Here is a 16,450-nt window from a genome sequence, read left to right as displayed (position 1 = left end):
CAGCAGGAGCAGCGCCTTACAGCGTGAAGCGCGTGTCGCTTTCTAGCAGTGCCGTCACCGCCTCGGGCAACAGTGGCTCGCTGAAGTAATAGCCCTGCAGCACGTCGCATTGGTGCGACGTCAGGAAGGCAGACTGCGCGGCATCTTCCACGCCTTCTGCGCACACTTTCACGCCCAGGTTGTGGGCAAGCACCACGACGGTCGTGCAGATGGCGGCATCGTTGGAATCGCGGTCGATGTCCTTGACGAACGCGCGATCGATCTTGATGAGGTCGATTGGCAAGCGCTTCAGATAGGCCAGGCTCGAATAGCCTGTGCCGAAGTCGTCGATGGCAATGCGCACCCCAAGCTGCCGAATGGCAGTGAGGTCTTCGATGGTGCGCTCGGTGCCCTCCATCAGCATTGACTCGGTCACTTCCAGTTCAAGGAAGCCCGAGCCGAGGCCGTATTGGCGCTGGAGCTTGAGCAACGTCGGCAGCACGGTGCCGCGCTTGAACTGCAACGGCGATACGTTCACCGCCAGCGTCAGGTCATCGGCCAGGCCGCGCTTGTGCCACTCAGCGTGCTGCTGCACGGCCTCGGTCAGGACCCAATTGCCGATCTCGACAATCAGCCCGCTCTCTTCGGCCACCGGAATGAACGCGGCCGGCGGCAGCAACCCGCGCGTCGGATGAACCCAGCGGATCAGCGCTTCGAGCCCGCACACGCGGCCCGTCTTTGTGTCGATCTGGGGCTGATACAGCAAGCGGAACTGGCCTTGTTCCAGCGCTGCGCGAATCTGGTGTTCCAGGTTCAGCCGGTACGACACGCCGATATCCATCTCGGGCGCGAAGAATTCCAGGCGATTACGGCCGTTCTGCTTGGCGTAGTACATCGCCATCTCTGCATGGCGGATCAGGCTATCGGCGTCTGTACCGTGCGCCGGGTATTCGGCCACGCCAATGCTTGCCGTCACGAACACCTCGTGCCCTTCCACACGCACCGGCTCGGCAAACAGGTCGAAGCCGAAATCGACACCGCGCGAACCCGCGTGCGAGATCACCAGTGCAAATACGTCACCGCCAAAGCGCGCCACAGTGTCCACCGTATCGGCCGCATCGCGCAGGCGCTCGGCCACACGGCGCAGCACCTCGTCGCCCAGCAGGTGGCCAAGGCTATCGTTGACGACCTTGAAACGATCAATATTGACGAGCGCCACATAGAAGCGGCTGCGCTGGCGTGCGGCCATCTCCACCGACTGCTGCACACGGTCGGCCAGCAGCGTGCGGTTGGGCAGGCCCGTGAGCGAATCGATGGTGGCGTGCTGCGCCAGGCGCGTGCGCGTCATCTCCTGCTCGGTCACGTCGTCCTGAATGCCGACGTAATGCGTGACCGCGCCTTTGGCATCGCGCACGGGCGAGAGCAGGAAGTTGTTCAGGAACGCGTGGCCGTCCTTGCGGAAGTTGCGCAGCAGCACACGGATCTCGCTTTCGTCGCGCAGGGCGGCACGCACTTCATTGAGCGCTGGCTGCCCCGGCTCGGACGAGTGCAGGAAGCGCGCATTGCGGCCCAGCACTTCTTCTGCGCGATAGCCCGTCATGCGCTCAAAGCCCGGGTTCACATACACGATAGGAAGGTCGGGTTGCTGCGCGTCGGCCACGGTAATGCCGGACGGCACTGACTCGACCACGCGACGCAGCAACCGCAGTTGCTCGTCGGAATCGCGCCGCTCTGTGATGTCCTGCATGGTGCCGAACAGGGCGACAACCTCGTCGCGATCATTGCGCTCGATGTTGCCGCGCGAAAGCACCCAGCGGTGCTCGCCGTCACGGCGGATCATCTCCAGGTCCAGCGCGTACGGTTCACCTTCGGTCACGGCGCGGCTGGCGGCCTCACGCAGGCGGTTATAGCTGTCGGCGGTAAAGAACTGCGCCTGCTGCGCAAAGGCCGGAGGCGCGCCCAGCGGCATGCCCGTCAACACATACATGCCCGATGACCACGTTGTCGAGTCGCGCAGCACGTCCCAGCGCCAACTACCCAGGAGCGCAATCTGCTCGGCTACCCTCAAGTTCGCTTCGCTGCTGCGCAGCTCTTGTTCAATCGCCGAGCGCTGCGAAATGTCGGTCACCCCACCGACCACGCGCACGGCGCGGCCGTTCTGATCTCGATACAGGCTCGCGCGAATTTCCACCGTGCGCGTGGCACGGTTGGCATCGATCACGCGGCAGATGTGCTGCCAGCTGTCGCGGTCCGAATTCAGTACGGCGCGCAGTTCCTTGGCGAAGGCATCGACGTCGTCCGGGTGGACGAATTGGTGGAAGGTGAGCGTGCGCGAGGTACCCCCGCCTGCGCCGTCGTCGTCGCCGGGGCTCAGCAGCGCATCACTGCCAAGCAGCCGATGCAGGCTGGCGTTGGCCCAGGACTCGCCGGTGGCGATATCCCAGTCGAAGATCCAGTCGTTAGTGGCACGCGCCACGCGCTGAAAGCGTTCGGTCAGGCGGTGAACGGTGGCGTCGTGGCGCTGGATGGCGGCGCGCATTTCGTTGAAGGTACGTTCCAGCAGCGAGAGTTCATCGCGCGAGGTGCCGTGCTCAGGCACGCGGGCAGAAAAATCGCCCGTTGCGTAGTGGCGTGCCGCATCCACGAGCGCATCGATGCGGGGCATCACCATCCGTCGCAGGGCCATCTGGATCAGCGCCAGCAGCATCACGACCATCAGCAGGATGGCGCCGCCGCCAGCCAGCGTCACGTTGCGCTGCTGGCGAACGATATCGGTGGCATCCACACCGCGCACAATGCGCAAATGCCCGCCGGCCGCGTGCGGCACCACCATGGCGGCGTAGGCACGGCGCACGCCGTCGGTGTCGTCCACCAGCAGCGGCTCGCCCGGCTGCTCCCCTGCTGCAGCCAGCAGCGGCCCCCGAACCACCGCCGGCACTTGCGCTGCACGCAACGTGCCCTGCGTCGACAGCACGTTGCCGTCGGCATCCACCAGATAGACCGGCGCTTGCGGCATGCCGTCCACGGCTGCCGCAATCAACGCGCTCTGTCGCACGGCTGCATATGCCACGCCGCGGATCGCGCCGTCGCTGCCTGTCATCGGCCGCGCTGAAATCAACACGGCCTGGCTGGAGGCGCGCCCCGTCACGAACGTCGACAAGGAAGGCCGGCCCGTCGCCAAGATCTCGTTGAGGTACGGCCGGTCCGACAGATCGACGCCAAGCTTCGCCGTGTCGGGCGTACATACCAGCTTGCGGTGCGCATCGATGATGCCGAGGTTCGCGAGTTCGCTCTGGTTATGGAAGACGCGGTTGACGAAGCTGCTGCACTCTTGCTGCTCCATGCGCAGTGCCGAATCGTCGGCAAGCAGCACCGAGAGAAGCGTATTGGCGTTGGAGAGCACCATGCCGACCCGCGCTGCGGCGGCCTCGGTTTCGTGGGTCAGGTGCTGAGCAAGGTGATCGTTGAGCCGGTCACGGTAAAGCGCCACACCGGCAATCGCCACGACGATGGCCGGCAAGGCGGCCACCGCGGCCAGGGCAAGCAAGCGGCCGCGCAGCGTGGTGGGAAAGAAAGCGTGCTTCGGCACTTGAATGACCGGTAGAGCCTTATGTGGAGAGCGAATGCACTCTGCGGTTGCACGATGCGCGGCTCAAGGACCATCCCCTCGGCGCACGATGCAGTTGCGGCATCGTGCCGGCGGACGGCTGACGCAGTGCGCAAGCATTTTGCTTGCAATTCCTATCGCACGCAACTTGTGGATAGTCTGTAGGTGACCGTGCCGCAAATCGGCGTGGCAGGCGGCATGACAGGTGGTAGCGGTGGTGGCAAAGCGGTGCCCCAACCCCCGTTGCCGCGATGCCGCTCAACAGCAAGGCGAGCTCGCAGTCACGGTGCCGGCAGCGTCTGGCGCGGGACGTCTGTGCGCGGCAAGCGCCCATAGAAAAAGCCACCGGATAGCGGTATCCGGTGGCTTCAAGAATACGCTTTGAACGGGGAAGTTCAGCGCAGTTGAAGGATAGGCAATACCCCCCGTTCAGGCCAATACCCAGGATAGGGTAATTTGGGAAAAACCCTGCATGGCAGCGGGTTTCACCACCCTGCGCCTTTCGCGTGTGCTTTCTGCACAACGCCTGACTCCGTAACAACCCGTCCTCCGAAATATCCATCCCAGCGACCGGGTGCCGCAGCCCGTCACACGGGATGTTGCGTTATAATGAAAACGATTCGCATTTAGCCTCCCTGCTTGTACCACGCTACGTTAACGATCACGCACGATGCGGCTTTCCGAGCTTTCCCGCCGGGCGACGGCGGTGGTGGATCACGTTGAAGATCGTGAACCCGCCGATCCCATCAGCCAACGCCTGCGCGAACTCGGGTTCGTGACGGGCGAAGAGGTGCGCGTAGTGGCTGTCGGCCCGTTTGGCGGCGATCCGCTGGTCGTGCAGGTGGGCTTCACCCGCTTTGCACTGCGTCGCCAGGAGGCTGCCCGCGTGCGCCTGCGCGCCCAATCGGCAACGCAACCCGCTGCCGTCATCGCCGCTCCCGAGACGGCCCCGCCCGCCAAGGTGCGCGAGGCGGCATAGCCAGCCTCCCATTGCCGCCGCCTTCCGGCTCCGCTTATCCGGCTTCATGCAGATGCACGCTTCTTCCTCCTCCGCCTCCCCCCCCGCATTGCGCGTTGCCCTAGTCGGCAACCCCAACTGCGGCAAGACCGCGCTGTTCAACCTGTTAACAGGCAGCCGCCAGAAGGTTGCCAACTATGCGGGCGTGACGGTCGAGCGCAAGGAAGGCCGCTTTACCGCGCCGTCGGGCCGGCATGTGCAGATTCTCGACCTGCCGGGTGCCTACAGCCTGATCGCCACCAGCCCCGACGAAGCCATCACGCGCGATATCTGCCTTGGCACGTTCCGTGGCGAGTCGCGCCCCGATTTGCTGATCTGCGTGGTCGACGCCACCAACCTGCGGCTGCACCTGCGCTTCGTGCTGGAGCTGCAACGCCTGGGCTTGCCGATGGTGCTGGCGCTGAACATGGTCGACGCGGCCGAGCGGCGCGGCATCCGCATCGACCGTGCCAAGCTGGAGGCCGCCCTGGGCGTGCCGGTGGTGCAAACCGTGGCCATCAAACGCAACGGCGCGGCCGACCTTGTCGCCCATATCGATCACGAAAAGCTGCCGGCCGTGCCGGTTGGGCTGCCTGCGGACGCCGATCCGCACGTCGAAGTGAAGCGCTTGCTCGACGCCGCCGTGACCATGCCGCGCAGCACGGCCGAGCTGGACGACCGGCTCGACCGCATCGTGCTGCACCCGGTACTGGGCCTGATGCTGCTGGCCGTGCTGATGTTCTTGATGTTCCAGGCGGTGTTCTCGTGGGCGCAGCCGCTCATGGACGGCATCCAGGGCGCCGTGGAAGCCGTGGGCGTGTGGGTCGGCAACGTCATGCCCGACGGCATGCTCAAAAGCCTGTTGGTGAACGGCATCATCGCCGGCACGGGCAGCGTGCTGGTGTTCCTGCCCCAGATCCTGATCCTGTTCCTCTTCATCCTGTCGCTGGAAGAGTCAGGCTATCTGCCACGCGCAGCCTTCCTGCTCGACCGGTTGATGGCGGGCGCGGGGCTGTCAGGGCGCTCGTTCATTCCGCTGCTGTCCAGTTTTGCGTGCGCGATTCCCGGCGTGATGGCCACGCGCACGATCCAGGACCCGCGCGACCGGCTGGTGACGATTCTGGTTGCACCGCTGATGACCTGCTCGGCGCGGCTGCCCGTGTATGCGCTGCTGATCGGCGCGTTCATCCCGGTGCGGCAGGTGTGGGGCCTGTTCAATCTGCAGGGGCTGGTGCTGTTCGGGCTGTACATGGCGGGTATCGTGTCGGCGCTGGTTGTGGCGTACGTACTCAAGTACCTGAAGCGCGATCGCAACGAACACCCGCTCATTCTCGAGTTGCCTTCGTACCGCCTGCCCAGCGTGCGCAACCTGATCGTCGGCCTGATCGAACGTGCGCGCATTTTCCTGCGCCGCATCGGCACGGTCATCCTCAAGATGATGGTGCTGCTGTGGTTCCTCTCGACATTCCCGGCGCCGCCGGCCAACGCCACGCTGCCGGCCATCGATTACAGCTTTGCCGGGATGATCGGCCGTGCGCTTGAGGTCGTGTTCGCGCCGATCGGCTTCACATGGCAGATGTGTATTGCCCTGATTCCCGGCATGGCTGCACGTGAAGTCGCCGTGGGCGCGTTGGCAACGGTGTACTCGCTGTCGGCCACGCATGAAGATGCGGCTGCGCAGCTGGCGCCGATCATCTCGCAGCAATGGTCGCTGGCCACGGCATTGGCCTTCCTGGCTTGGTACGTCTACGCGCCGCAGTGCATCTCGACGCTGGCCACCATCCGCCGCGAGACCAACTCGTGGAAGGTCATGGCGGGCACCGCCGGCTACCTCTTCGCGCTGGCCTACCTGGCCGCTTTCGCTACCTACCAGATCGCACGGGTGCTGACATGAGCGTGTATCACGTTGTCGAAACCGGCGTTGTCGCCACGGTGGTGGCGCTGAGCGCGTTGTCGCTGACCGGCCGCTATGCACCCGCGATGCGCGCCCGCACGGCGGCGCGCGTGGCAGGCTGGTGTGATCGACCATCGCGGCCGGGCTGGATGCGCGCCTTCGGACAGCGCTTGCTCACGCCGGGCGAGGCGCCTTCCTGCCACTCCGATCCGCTGTCGGGCAGCGCATGCGGCAGCGGTTGCAGCGGCTGCGCCTCGGGTGAATCGTCATCCGCCGCGCCGGTTGAACAGCCGATCCACTTCGTGCGGCGCAAATAACGGCCGACGCAATGCCACAACACCGACGGGCTCGCATCACGCGGGCCCGTTTTGTTTTTGCGCAGCGCGGGCGTAGACTGGTCCAAACCTGAACGGGGGACGCGTCATGACCGAAGAGCTGCTGGTCCAGTTGATTGCGGAAGTCGAGAAGGAAGACCCGGTGGATTTCGCCAACCTGCCCTTTGACGAGCAGATGTTGCGCGACCTGGTCTGCAAGCTGGTGTCGCGCCAGCTGACGCAAATGGAAAATGCCCATTTCAGCCAGGATGAGGTGATCGTCTCGCTCACCGCGAGCATCGCCAAGCTGGTCCTCGAAAATCTTGTGCTGAATGCGCGCCTGCTGGCACAGCAGGGGCACGGCGAAAGCGCACGCGCGCTGCTGGAGCGGATCTCTCGCCAGGCGAAGGGATAGGCGGCGCGGTTACCGGGCCGGCACCACGTTGTACTGCGTGCGGGCGCGCGTCAGCAAACGCTTGGCGACGGACAGGCCGCGAATGGCAGCGGCATCGTCGTCGGCCGGAAAATCAAATTCGGCGCTCCAGTTGCAGCCGGTGTGATCGGGGCGGTGAATGCACATCGCGCGCAGTTCGCACTGTGCGCATTCCGGGTGTTGCTGGACGCAGCGGGCCAGCAATGTCTTGAGTTCATCTTCGGACTTCAGACGGCGTTGCATCGGCATCTCCTGAATAACAGGGAGTTGGAACACCGAGCGCGCAGTGAGTTTCGCCATGATTGCGCCGATACTGTTTCAGCAAGTTACCGGATCACGTCACGCGTTCAACCCAATCGCGCCCGACATACCGGCGCCTGCCTGACACGCCGGGCATACGCCGTAAAGCGCCAGCGCGTGATCGCGCAGCACAAAGCCGCGCTCGTTGGCCACACGCTCCTGCCGCGACTCGATGGCGTCGTCGTGAAACTCTTCCACGCGGCCGCACGTCAGGCAGATCAGGTGATCGTGGTGCGCGCCCTCGTTCAGCTCATACACCGCATGGCCGGCCTCGAACGCATGACGCAGCAGCACGCCGGCATCCACCAGCTGATTGAGCACGCGGTAGACCGTTGAGATGCCGATGTCGAGTTCCGACGTGAGCAATTGGCGGTACACATCTTCTGCGCTCAGGTGGCGGCCGTGTTCCGTACCGGCGGTGAGGATTTCCAGGATCTTGACGCGCGGCGAGGTGGCTTTGAGCCCCGCCCGGCGCAGGTCGGTCGAGTTTGGCATGGCGTTCGTTGGGCGAGATTTGGGTACGGCAGGCGGGGTATTGCAGCGGGCGAGAACCGGAAACGACAAGGCCGCAAGCATGCAGGCCGGGTCGACAAGTCCTAAAAAAAAACGGCATGGCTGGCAGCCCGGAAAAGTCGCAGTCGGGAAAGCGGGGTCTGAGTGCTTTCCCGACTGTCGGGCGGCTTGCTACTGCCAAACGCTCTGTGTGTCAGAGCGGTCCCCACAAAAGATCGGGTGCCGGGCGCTGCCCATGGAATAGCGAGCGCACGCAGCGAAATTCGGTTCGATGCGGCGTGCGTTTGAGGGATGTGCCCTAGGGGGCGGATCCATCGGCTGCAGCGCCGTCGATGGACACACTATAAATGCGAATGATTCGCATTACAAGAGTTTTCTTTGCGATCTATTGAAGACCCCGATCTGAGCGCGGCTTTCTCGACGCCGCAAGGGGCATCACCCCAGTGCGGTAGCGCGGGCGTAGCCGGACCCACCCTCAAGGCTGACGATCGGACGGTGTATCAAGCGTCCGCTACAGTCCTTTCACTGCCGGCGTACGCATTGATCAGGCGACGAGTCAGCAGATTGGCTTGCTGCTGATCATGTCGGTTGCGAGCAAAGGGGCTGCGTGGACGTCGTCGGTGGGTGCCTCGCACCGCCGATGGCTACGTATGGGGCGACCAGGCAGCCAATTGACTAAGCGCCCGGTTGAACGCGCCCGGGTTGGCGATGTTCATGCCGTGCGACGCGCCCGCGATGGTTTGACGCTCAGCCTGCGGAATCCACGCATGGAGTTTGTCGACGGTGTTCCGGAACATGCGCGGGCTCTTCTGCCCGTCGATCAGCAACGTGCAGCACTGGATTTCGCCGGCCGCCTCAGGCGTATAGGCCGGTAGCGGATCACGCAGCTGCTTTGGCAGCGTGAGCGCGTTGTCGAGCGCCATCCTGCGGAAGCTCTGCGTGCTCTTGACCCAGAAGCCGGGCATGGTGACCGAGTCCACAAACAGGTTCAGGCCTGCGTCAAATTCACCCTGTTCGATCAAGTTGGCAGCTTGTGCTCTCAATGCCTGGACCGCGGGCGGCAAGGCGCCGGCGGCGGCTTGCGGCGCTGCCTGCAACGGGCCGCCCGGATCGGCCAGCGTGAGCGTCTTTACCAGGTGCGGGTACTGCCGCGCCAGATGGAACGCAACGCAACCGCCGCGCGAATGGCCAACCAGGTGCACCGGGCCCAGCCCGAGCGCCTCGATGAACTCTGCCATCTCAACGACGTGCGCTTCCCAGCTGAAATCGCCGTGCCCGAATGCGTGGGTTTCCGGCCAATAGTGGCCCAGGCTCGGCGCGAAGCAGCGGAACTTTTTCGACAGCGCGGCGAGTTGCGGATCCCAATAGCGGTAATCGCACAACGACCCGTGAACAAAGACCATCGGCTCGCCGCTTCCGGCTTCTACGTAGGGCACCGAGGTGCCCGAGGCGGTGGCAGCAAAAGCGGGTTGTGGCCATACGCCGGCAAGAGCCAGCGTCGTCAGGGGCGTTCGCGCATTCATTGTTGAAACTCCGTTTTCCCGAGACTTTGCTGCACTGCGATTGAAAAGGAAATCGCATAATATTGATGGAATCTTTCAGTTTTTCTGATACATCCTCGCAAGCGAGTGCACATGAGTACCGAGATGAAAGCCCTGGACGTCGACGTTCTCACCATGATCGTCGCCGTTGCCGACACAGGCACGATCAGCCGGGCGGCAGATCTCGTGCACCGCTCGCAATCGGCTGTGAGCATGCAGATCAAGACGCTGGAATCGGCACTAGGAAAGGCGCTGTTCGTGCGCAAGCCGCGTAGCGTGATACCAACACAAGACGGCGAGGTGCTGCTGGCGTATGCGCGCCGGATCATTGCGCTGCGTGATGAAGCCTGGGCAGCGGTCGTGCGGCCGGACGTGACGGGCCGCGTGGTGATCGGTGTGCCCGACGACTATGCGTCGTCGCTATTCCCGCCGATTCTCAAGAAATTCTCGGCCAGCTATCCAAAGGTCGAGATCCAGGTCATCGGCTTGCCCAGCGTGGCGTTGGCGCCGATGTTGCGTGATGGCACGGTGGACCTCGTCTGCGCCACGCGCGTCAAAGGGTTGACCGGCGAATTTTTGCGGCACGAACCGATGGTGTGGGCCGCGGGCCCGGGGACCACGGAAATCTGGCGTGAGCGGCCATTGCCCATTGCGGTGTTTCTGCCGGGCAGCGTCGCGCGCGAGAAGGCGATCCGCAGTCTCGAGCGCGCAAAGATCGCCTACCGGACTTCGTATGAAAGCCCGAGCCTGCTGGGCTTGCTGACGATGGCCCGAGCGGGCCTCGCCATCACCCCATTGGCGCGATGTGCCGTGCCCTCCGACTTTACGTTGCTCGGATCCGCGCATGGCCTGCCGGAGATCGGTACGTTGGAGATCGTCTTGGCGCGTAGTGTCACTTCCAACCGTCAACCCTGCGATTTCCTGGCCGAGCGAATTGTGGCCGAGCTAAATGCGTGAGCCCGCTTCGCCAAGCTTCCCTTGACTGATCGGGGAATCGCTCGCCTCTGGAACAACGGCGGCTAGGTCGTTGAATCTCGCGGCGCAGGTTCAACTCCAGCGCGACGCGCCTCCCAATCTTCGTAAAGGCCCTGCTCGCCCGTTGGCCTGAACGGATGCAGTTGCAGCTCACCGCCCTCCGGCGCGCGACGCATCTCCGCATACATGGCAGCGGTCGACATACCGAAAGGCTCGCCATCTTCGTTCGAATAGGCAAAGTACGCCGCGCGAATGCCGCAGCGGTACATGGCCGCAAAGCACATCGGGCACGGATGGCCACTGGCGTACATCACTGCACCGCGCAAGTCGGATGTAGCCAGCGTCTGGCTTGCCTGGCGGATGGCCTGCATTTCGGCATGGGCTGTGGGGTCATTGGTGGCGAGCACCTCGTTCACCGCACGCGCAACGATCTTCCCGTCGCGCACAAGCACCGCCCCAAACGGCAAGCCGCCGCCGTTGACGTTACCGCGCGCAAGCGCCACCGCCTCACGCATGTACTGCTCATCGGACATCGGGTTCTCCGGAGACGAAATTGCGGGTCGATTATGGTTGCGCCCCTAAACATGTTGAAATTAAATAATGAAATGAGATTCAGTGGGTTTTCCAATGATTGATCTTGTGTTGCTGCGCAGCTTTGTCACGGTGGTCGATACGGGCAACTTCACACGCGCGGCCGAGCATTTGCACCTGACACAATCGACCGTCAGCCAGCAGATCCTGCGGCTCGAGCAGCAGTTGGACTGCCGCCTGCTCGACCGCAGCCAGCGCCAGGTGTTGCCGACGGAAGAGGGCGACCGCCTGCTCGGCTACGCCCGCCGCCTGCTACGCTTGGCCAACGAAGCGAGCGAGGCGCTCAGCCCCGAACACACCGGCGGCGTGCTGCGCCTGGGCGTACCGGAAGACCTCGGCAGCGGTGCGCTGATGCCGCTCATCGCGAGCTTTGCGCGCGAGCGCCCGCGGCTGCGGCTGGAGGTGGAAAGCGGTCTCTCACACCACCTCCTGCGTCTGTATCGCAATGGCGATCTCGACATGCTGCTCGTCAAGCAATGGGGCACCGATAGCGATTGCCATGCGCGCTGGGCTGAACCGGTTTGCTGGATCGACAGCGCCGAGAGGCCGCACGCGTTGCCGCTCGGGCCATCGCAACCTGCGTTGCCGCTGGTGGTGTTTCCGGTGGGCGCACTGTATCGGCAGGAGATGCTGCACGCGCTGGAATCGATCGGCCAGCCGTGGCGCATCACGTATTCAAGCCCGAGCCTGGCGAGCCTGTGTGCGGCTGTCAGCGCGGGGCTGGGCGTGAGCCTGCTGCCCGCCAGCACCGTGCAGGCCGGACATCGCGTGGTCGGCGCTGCCGATGGTTTTCCGGAGATCGGCGGGCTGGAGCTGGCGCTGTTTGCGCGACCCGACCTCGACAGCGCGGGGCGCGCGTTGCGCGATCGCCTTGTCGACATGTGCTCCGCGCGTGCGCAGGCGCTGCAGTCCGCCGCTGGCTGAGCACCGAGGCATCAAAGAAAAAGCCGGACCCGCAGATTGCGGAGTCCGGCTTGGTACGGGTACGGCTTCGTTCAGCTTCAGGCAGCTTCGGCCAGCGGCACGCGGATCAGATGATCGAACGCCGACAGCGCGGCCTTCGCACCATCGCCGGTGGCGATGATGATCTGCTTGTACGGCGTCGTGGTCGCATCGCCTGCGGCGAACACGCCTTCCGCGCTGGTCTGGCCACGCGCATCGACGACGATCTCGCCAAAGCGATTGCGCTCAAGCGCGCCGTCCAGCCATTCGGTGTTGGGCACCAGGCCGATCTGCACAAACACGCCTTCGAGCGCGACAGTGTGCTCGACGCCATCGACGCGGCTCTTGTAGCGCAGGCCATTGACCTTCTGGCCGTCACCGGTGATCTCGGTGGTCTGCGCGTTGGTGACGATGGTCGCGTTCGGCAGGCTTTGCAGCTTGCGCACCAGCACGGCATCGGCCTTCAGCTCACTGGCGAATTCCAGCAGCGTGACGTGGCTCACGAGGCCGGCCAGGTCGATGGCCGCTTCCACACCCGAGTTGCCGCCGCCGATGACCGCCACGCGCTTGCCCTTGAACAGCGGGCCATCGCAGTGCGGGCAGTACGCCACGCCCTTGTTCTTGTATTCCTGCTCGCCTGGCACGTTGACGTTGCGCCAGCGGGCACCCGTCGACAGGATGACCGAGCGGCCCTTGAGCACCGCGCCGTTGGCCAGCGTCACCTCGGCAAAGCCACCCGGCTTGTCTGCCGGCGTGAGCTTGACCGCGCGCTGCGTGTTCATGATGTCGACGTCGTACTGGCGCACGTGCTGCTCAAGCGCGGCGGCAAACTTCGGCCCTTCGGTCTCCTGCACGGAGATGAAGTTTTCGATGCCCAGCGTGTCGAGCACCTGGCCGCCAAAACGCTCGGCCACCACGCCGGTACGCACGCCCTTGCGTGCCGCGTACACGGCAGCCGCCGCGCCGGCCGGGCCACCACCCACGATCAGCACATCGAACGCCTCCTTGGCGGCGAGCTTTTCAGCATCACGCGCAGCGGCGCCGGTGTCGATCTTGGCGACGATCTCTTCCACGCCCATGCGGCCGGTGCCGAAGGTCTCGCCGTTCAGGAACACGGTCGGCACGGCCATGATCTGGCGCGCCTCGATTTCGCCCTGATACAGCGCGCCGTCGATGGCGACGTGCTGGATGCGCGGGTTGATCACGGACATCACGTTCAGCGCCTGGACCACGTCCGGGCAGTTCTGGCACGTGAGCGACATGTAGGTCTCGAAGCGGAAATCCCCTTCGATATTGCGAATCTGTTCGATGACGTCGGCTTCGAGCTTGGGCGCATAGCCGCCCACCTGCAGCAGCGCCAGCACGAGCGAGGTGAACTCGTGACCGGTCGGGATGGCGGCAAAACGCACGCTCACATCGGTGCCGGTGCGGCGGATCAGGAACGACGGTGCGCGCTCGGCGGCATCGCGTTGTTCGGTCAGCACGATCATGCTGGACTGCTCGGCCACGTCGCGCAGCAGGTCCATCATGTCGCGGGAGCCCTCGCTGTCATCGACGTTGGCGACCAGCTCAATGGGCTGCACGAGGCGTTCGAGGTAGGCCTTCAGTTGGGCCTTGACATCAGCATCCAGCATGACGACTTCCTTTATTCGTTTTGATTCAGTGACAGGGCGCGGCACATGCCTGCGCCCTTAAGCAAACGGCCGGCAGAGCCGGCCGTTTTTCACGCTGCATGTCTGCAGCAACAGCCTTTACAACTTAGATCTTGCCGACCAAGTCCAGCGACGGCTTGATCGTCTTGGCGCCTTCGTTCCACTTGGCCGGGCACACGTTGCCCGGGTTGTTGGCGACGAACTGGGCAGCCTTGAGCTTGCGCAGGGTTTCCTTCACGTCACGAGCGATGGCGTTGTCGTGCACTTCCATCGTCTTGATCACGCCTTGCGGGTCGATCACGAACGTGCCGCGCAGGGCCAGGCCTTCTTCCGGAATGTGCACGCCGAATGCGTTGGTCAGTTGGTGCGTCGGGTCACCCACCAGCGGGAACTGTGCCTTGCCCACGGCCGGCGACGTTTCGTGCCACACCTTGTGCGAGAAGTGCGTGTCGGTCGTGACGATGTAGACCTCGGCGCCAGCCTTCTGGAAATCTGCGTAGTTGTCCGCTGCGTCTTCCACTTCGGTCGGGCAGTTGAAGGTGAATGCGGCCGGCATGAAGATCAGCACGGACCACTTGCCCTTGAGCGACTCATCCGTGACTTCGATGAACTTGCCGTTGTGGAACGCTTGGGCCTTGAACGGTTGGACTTGAGTATTGATCAGCGACATAGTGGTTTTCGGTTGGGTTGCTTGGTTGACAACGGAGTGGATCGTATCGTCGATCAGTGCATTGCACAAGTTGATTGATATGATTTTGTCGATTGTTTTTTTCTATTGCACTAGCAACCGAGCGCTTGCCGACTGAAGCGCCACATATCCAAAAGGTGCGCCTGCGTGCATAGACGAAATTACATGGCACACCCGCAGGTTGCACACCCCGCACGTGTTCTCGCAGTGCGCACATCACGTAGAGCCAAGGCGGCGCGCGCCAAGACTACAGCCTTGTCAGCGTCTGTCTGACTGGCATAGGTCTTGCGCGAAGAGGTCGATCGCAAACCTCCGCCGCGCATCGGCGCCGTCCACTGCTCATGCAGTTGACTGACGGCCCGGCAGGCAAATTCCTCCGGGAGCATGACCTTGTCGCTGAACGTTCTCTTTGTCGCTTCTGAAGCTGTGCCGCTGGCCAAGACCGGCGGGCTTGGAGATATGGTCGGGGCCTGCGCGAACGCATTGCGGCGCGCCGGCATGAAAGTGACGGTGATGCTGCCGGGCTATCCCGACGCCATCACGCAGTTGCAGTACACGCGCACCGTGTGCGAATGGACCGACCTGCCGGGCGGCCGCGCCCGCCTGCTGAACGGCCGCATGGGCGCACAGGGCATCCCGGTGCTGCTCTTCGACGCCCCGGCGCTGTTCGCGCGGCCCGGCAATCCTTACCTCGACGACCACGGCCAGCCATATGACGACAACGCGCTGCGCTTTGCAGCGTTCAGCCAGGCCGCTGCGCGCGTTGCCGGCGGCGTGCCCGGGGTGCATCGCTTTGACATCGTACAGGCGCATGACTGGCATGCGGGGCTGGTGCCGCTGTTCGTCAAGCGTGCGCAGGCGCCGGTGAAGACTGTCTTCACGATCCATAACCTCGCGTTCCAGGGCAATTTCCCGATGCACGTGGTGCCGGACATTGGCGTGCCGCCCGATGCGGCGCACGAAGCCGAGTTCTGGGGTCAGTTCAGCTTCCTGAAGGCCGGCCTGCTTTGGGCCGATCGCATCACCACGGTGAGCCACGCGTATGCGCGCGAAATCCTGACCGAGACAGCAGGCTGCGGCATGCAGGATCTGCTGCGCGCACGCCAGCAAGACCTCGTCGCCATCCTCAACGGCATCGATAACGACGTGTGGAACCCGTCGAAAGACCCGCTGCTGCCGCAGCCGTTTGTTGCTTCCAACCTGAGCGGCAAGCAAACCGCCAAGCGCGTCCTGCAGCAACGCTTCGGCCTGCCGGAAGACCCGAAGGCGCCGCTGCTGGCCGTCGGCAGCCGCCTGACGCATCAGAAGATGGCCGACGTGGCGTTGCAGGCGCTGCCCCAACTGCTGGAATCCAACCCGCAATTGCAGGTGGCCGTGCTCGGCTGCGGTGAACACGCCTATGAGACCGGCATGGCTGAGCTGGCGGCGCGCTATCCCCGCCAAGTGGCCGCGAAGATCGGCTACACCGAGGCCTATGCCCACCTGCTGCATGCCGGCGCCGACATCCTCCTGCACGGTAGCCGCTTCGAGCCGTGCGGCCTGACGCCGCTCTATTCGATGCGCTACGGCACGGTGCCTGTTGCGTCGCGCGTGGGCGGGCTGATGGACACCATCACCGACCACGGCTCGCCGGAAGCGGCGTTGCACGGCGCGACGGGCTTCCTGTTCGACGGCGACACCGCCGACGCCATGGTGGCCGCGGTGGAACGCGCCCTGCGCGTCTTCGCCCAGCCGCAGGCGTGGCGCATCCTGCAATACAACGGCATGACGACCGACTTTGGCTGGTCGCAGCCGGCCCGCGAATACATCGCGCTGTACCGCAACCTCGTGCCGGCCGCCACACCGATGCCCGCCGTGGCGCTTGCGCAGACGCCCGTCGCACCCGACGCGCTGCACACGGCCCGCCCCGATCAACCTGTGCGTACGCCGGCGCGGCGACGCTCGACGGCGCTGTCCGACGAGATCCGAGCGCACGCGGTGGCGCGCGCCGCCAGTGCCGAGAAGATCCGTGCCTGACCGCGCCT

At 64.3% G+C, this 16,450-nt stretch carries 14 protein-coding genes; 7 read left to right on the top strand and 7 right to left on the bottom strand.

Annotation, left to right across the window (positions count from 1 at the left end; genetic code table 11):
* Window positions 1–16: 16 nt before the first annotated feature.
* A complete protein-coding gene (locus tag ACU8YE_RS12260; RefSeq protein WP_446928821.1) occupies window positions 17–3,568 on the bottom strand; it encodes an EAL domain-containing protein in 3,552 nt (1,183 codons plus the stop codon).
* A gap of 688 nt (window positions 3,569–4,256) precedes the next feature.
* On the opposite strand from ACU8YE_RS12260, the gene ACU8YE_RS12255 reads away from it, so the two are divergent.
* The 4 genes from ACU8YE_RS12255 to ACU8YE_RS12240 all read left to right on the top strand — a co-directional run bounded on the left by ACU8YE_RS12255 (window position 4,257) and on the right by ACU8YE_RS12240 (window position 7,206).
* Entirely contained in the window at window positions 4,257–4,565 is a 309-nt protein-coding gene (locus ACU8YE_RS12255) for a FeoA family protein (protein ID WP_232040054.1), read from the top strand.
* A 46-nt stretch (window positions 4,566–4,611) separates the two neighbouring features.
* Window positions 4,612–6,477 carry a ferrous iron transport protein B gene (gene feoB / locus ACU8YE_RS12250; RefSeq protein ID WP_446928820.1) on the top strand — a complete coding sequence of 622 codons (1,866 nt, stop codon included), beginning with the start codon at window positions 4,612–4,614 and terminating at the stop codon, window positions 6,475–6,477.
* Window positions 6,474–6,794, top strand: coding sequence for a DUF6587 family protein (locus tag ACU8YE_RS12245; protein ID WP_316898615.1), 321 nt, complete (start codon window positions 6,474–6,476; stop codon window positions 6,792–6,794). The genes feoB and ACU8YE_RS12245 overlap by 4 nt, the downstream gene beginning before the upstream one ends.
* A gap of 106 nt (window positions 6,795–6,900) precedes the next feature.
* Complete coding sequence (locus tag ACU8YE_RS12240; RefSeq protein WP_004627974.1) at window positions 6,901–7,206, top strand: hypothetical protein; 306 nt, start codon at window positions 6,901–6,903, stop codon at window positions 7,204–7,206.
* A gap of 9 nt (window positions 7,207–7,215) precedes the next feature.
* Here ACU8YE_RS12240 and ACU8YE_RS12235 read toward each other — a convergent pair whose 3' ends face one another.
* The 3 genes from ACU8YE_RS12235 to ACU8YE_RS12225 form a co-directional block, all read right to left on the bottom strand.
* The gene (locus ACU8YE_RS12235) at window positions 7,216–7,467 is read right to left on the bottom strand and encodes a hypothetical protein (RefSeq protein WP_322017875.1); all 252 of its coding nucleotides are present in this window, start codon (window positions 7,465–7,467) and stop codon (window positions 7,216–7,218) included.
* 96 nt (window positions 7,468–7,563) lie between these two features.
* Complete coding sequence (fur, locus tag ACU8YE_RS12230) at window positions 7,564–8,019, bottom strand: ferric iron uptake transcriptional regulator (RefSeq protein WP_232040058.1); 456 nt, start codon at window positions 8,017–8,019, stop codon at window positions 7,564–7,566.
* A gap of 662 nt (window positions 8,020–8,681) precedes the next feature.
* A complete protein-coding gene (locus tag ACU8YE_RS12225; protein WP_446928819.1) occupies window positions 8,682–9,560 on the bottom strand; it encodes an alpha/beta fold hydrolase in 879 nt (292 codons plus the stop codon).
* A 123-nt stretch (window positions 9,561–9,683) separates the two neighbouring features.
* On the opposite strand from ACU8YE_RS12225, the gene ACU8YE_RS12220 reads away from it, so the two are divergent.
* Window positions 9,684–10,535, top strand: coding sequence for a LysR substrate-binding domain-containing protein (locus tag ACU8YE_RS12220; protein ID WP_260801301.1), 852 nt, complete (start codon window positions 9,684–9,686; stop codon window positions 10,533–10,535).
* A 62-nt stretch (window positions 10,536–10,597) separates the two neighbouring features.
* Here the strand turns inward: ACU8YE_RS12220 and ACU8YE_RS12215 are convergent, their stop codons facing one another.
* Entirely contained in the window at window positions 10,598–11,086 is a 489-nt protein-coding gene (locus ACU8YE_RS12215) for a nucleoside deaminase (RefSeq protein WP_260801300.1), read from the bottom strand.
* Between the two features lie 94 nt (window positions 11,087–11,180).
* Between ACU8YE_RS12215 and ACU8YE_RS12210 the strand changes: the two genes are divergently transcribed.
* Entirely contained in the window at window positions 11,181–12,068 is an 888-nt protein-coding gene (locus tag ACU8YE_RS12210; protein ID WP_316869509.1) for a LysR family transcriptional regulator, read from the top strand.
* Window positions 12,069–12,145: 77 nt separating this feature from the next.
* Here ACU8YE_RS12210 and ahpF read toward each other — a convergent pair whose 3' ends face one another.
* Together ahpF and ahpC are read right to left on the bottom strand one after the other, a co-directional pair.
* Window positions 12,146–13,720: an alkyl hydroperoxide reductase subunit F gene (gene ahpF, locus ACU8YE_RS12205; RefSeq protein ID WP_446928818.1), complete on the bottom strand. Its 1,575-nt coding sequence runs from the start codon at window positions 13,718–13,720 to the stop codon at window positions 12,146–12,148.
* A gap of 124 nt (window positions 13,721–13,844) precedes the next feature.
* Entirely contained in the window at window positions 13,845–14,408 is a 564-nt protein-coding gene (gene ahpC, locus ACU8YE_RS12200) for an alkyl hydroperoxide reductase subunit C (protein ID WP_446928817.1), read from the bottom strand.
* A gap of 402 nt (window positions 14,409–14,810) precedes the next feature.
* Here ahpC and glgA point away from each other — a divergent pair, with 402 nt between their 5' ends.
* The gene (gene glgA / locus ACU8YE_RS12195) at window positions 14,811–16,442 is read left to right on the top strand and encodes a glycogen synthase GlgA (protein WP_446928816.1); all 1,632 of its coding nucleotides are present in this window, start codon (window positions 14,811–14,813) and stop codon (window positions 16,440–16,442) included.
* The last annotated feature ends 8 nt before the right edge of the window (window positions 16,443–16,450 follow it).

Source organism: Ralstonia sp. VS2407, assembly GCF_052950655.1.
Note: the sequence above shows the minus strand (reverse complement) of the source record. Positions and strands in the feature narration are given on the sequence as shown.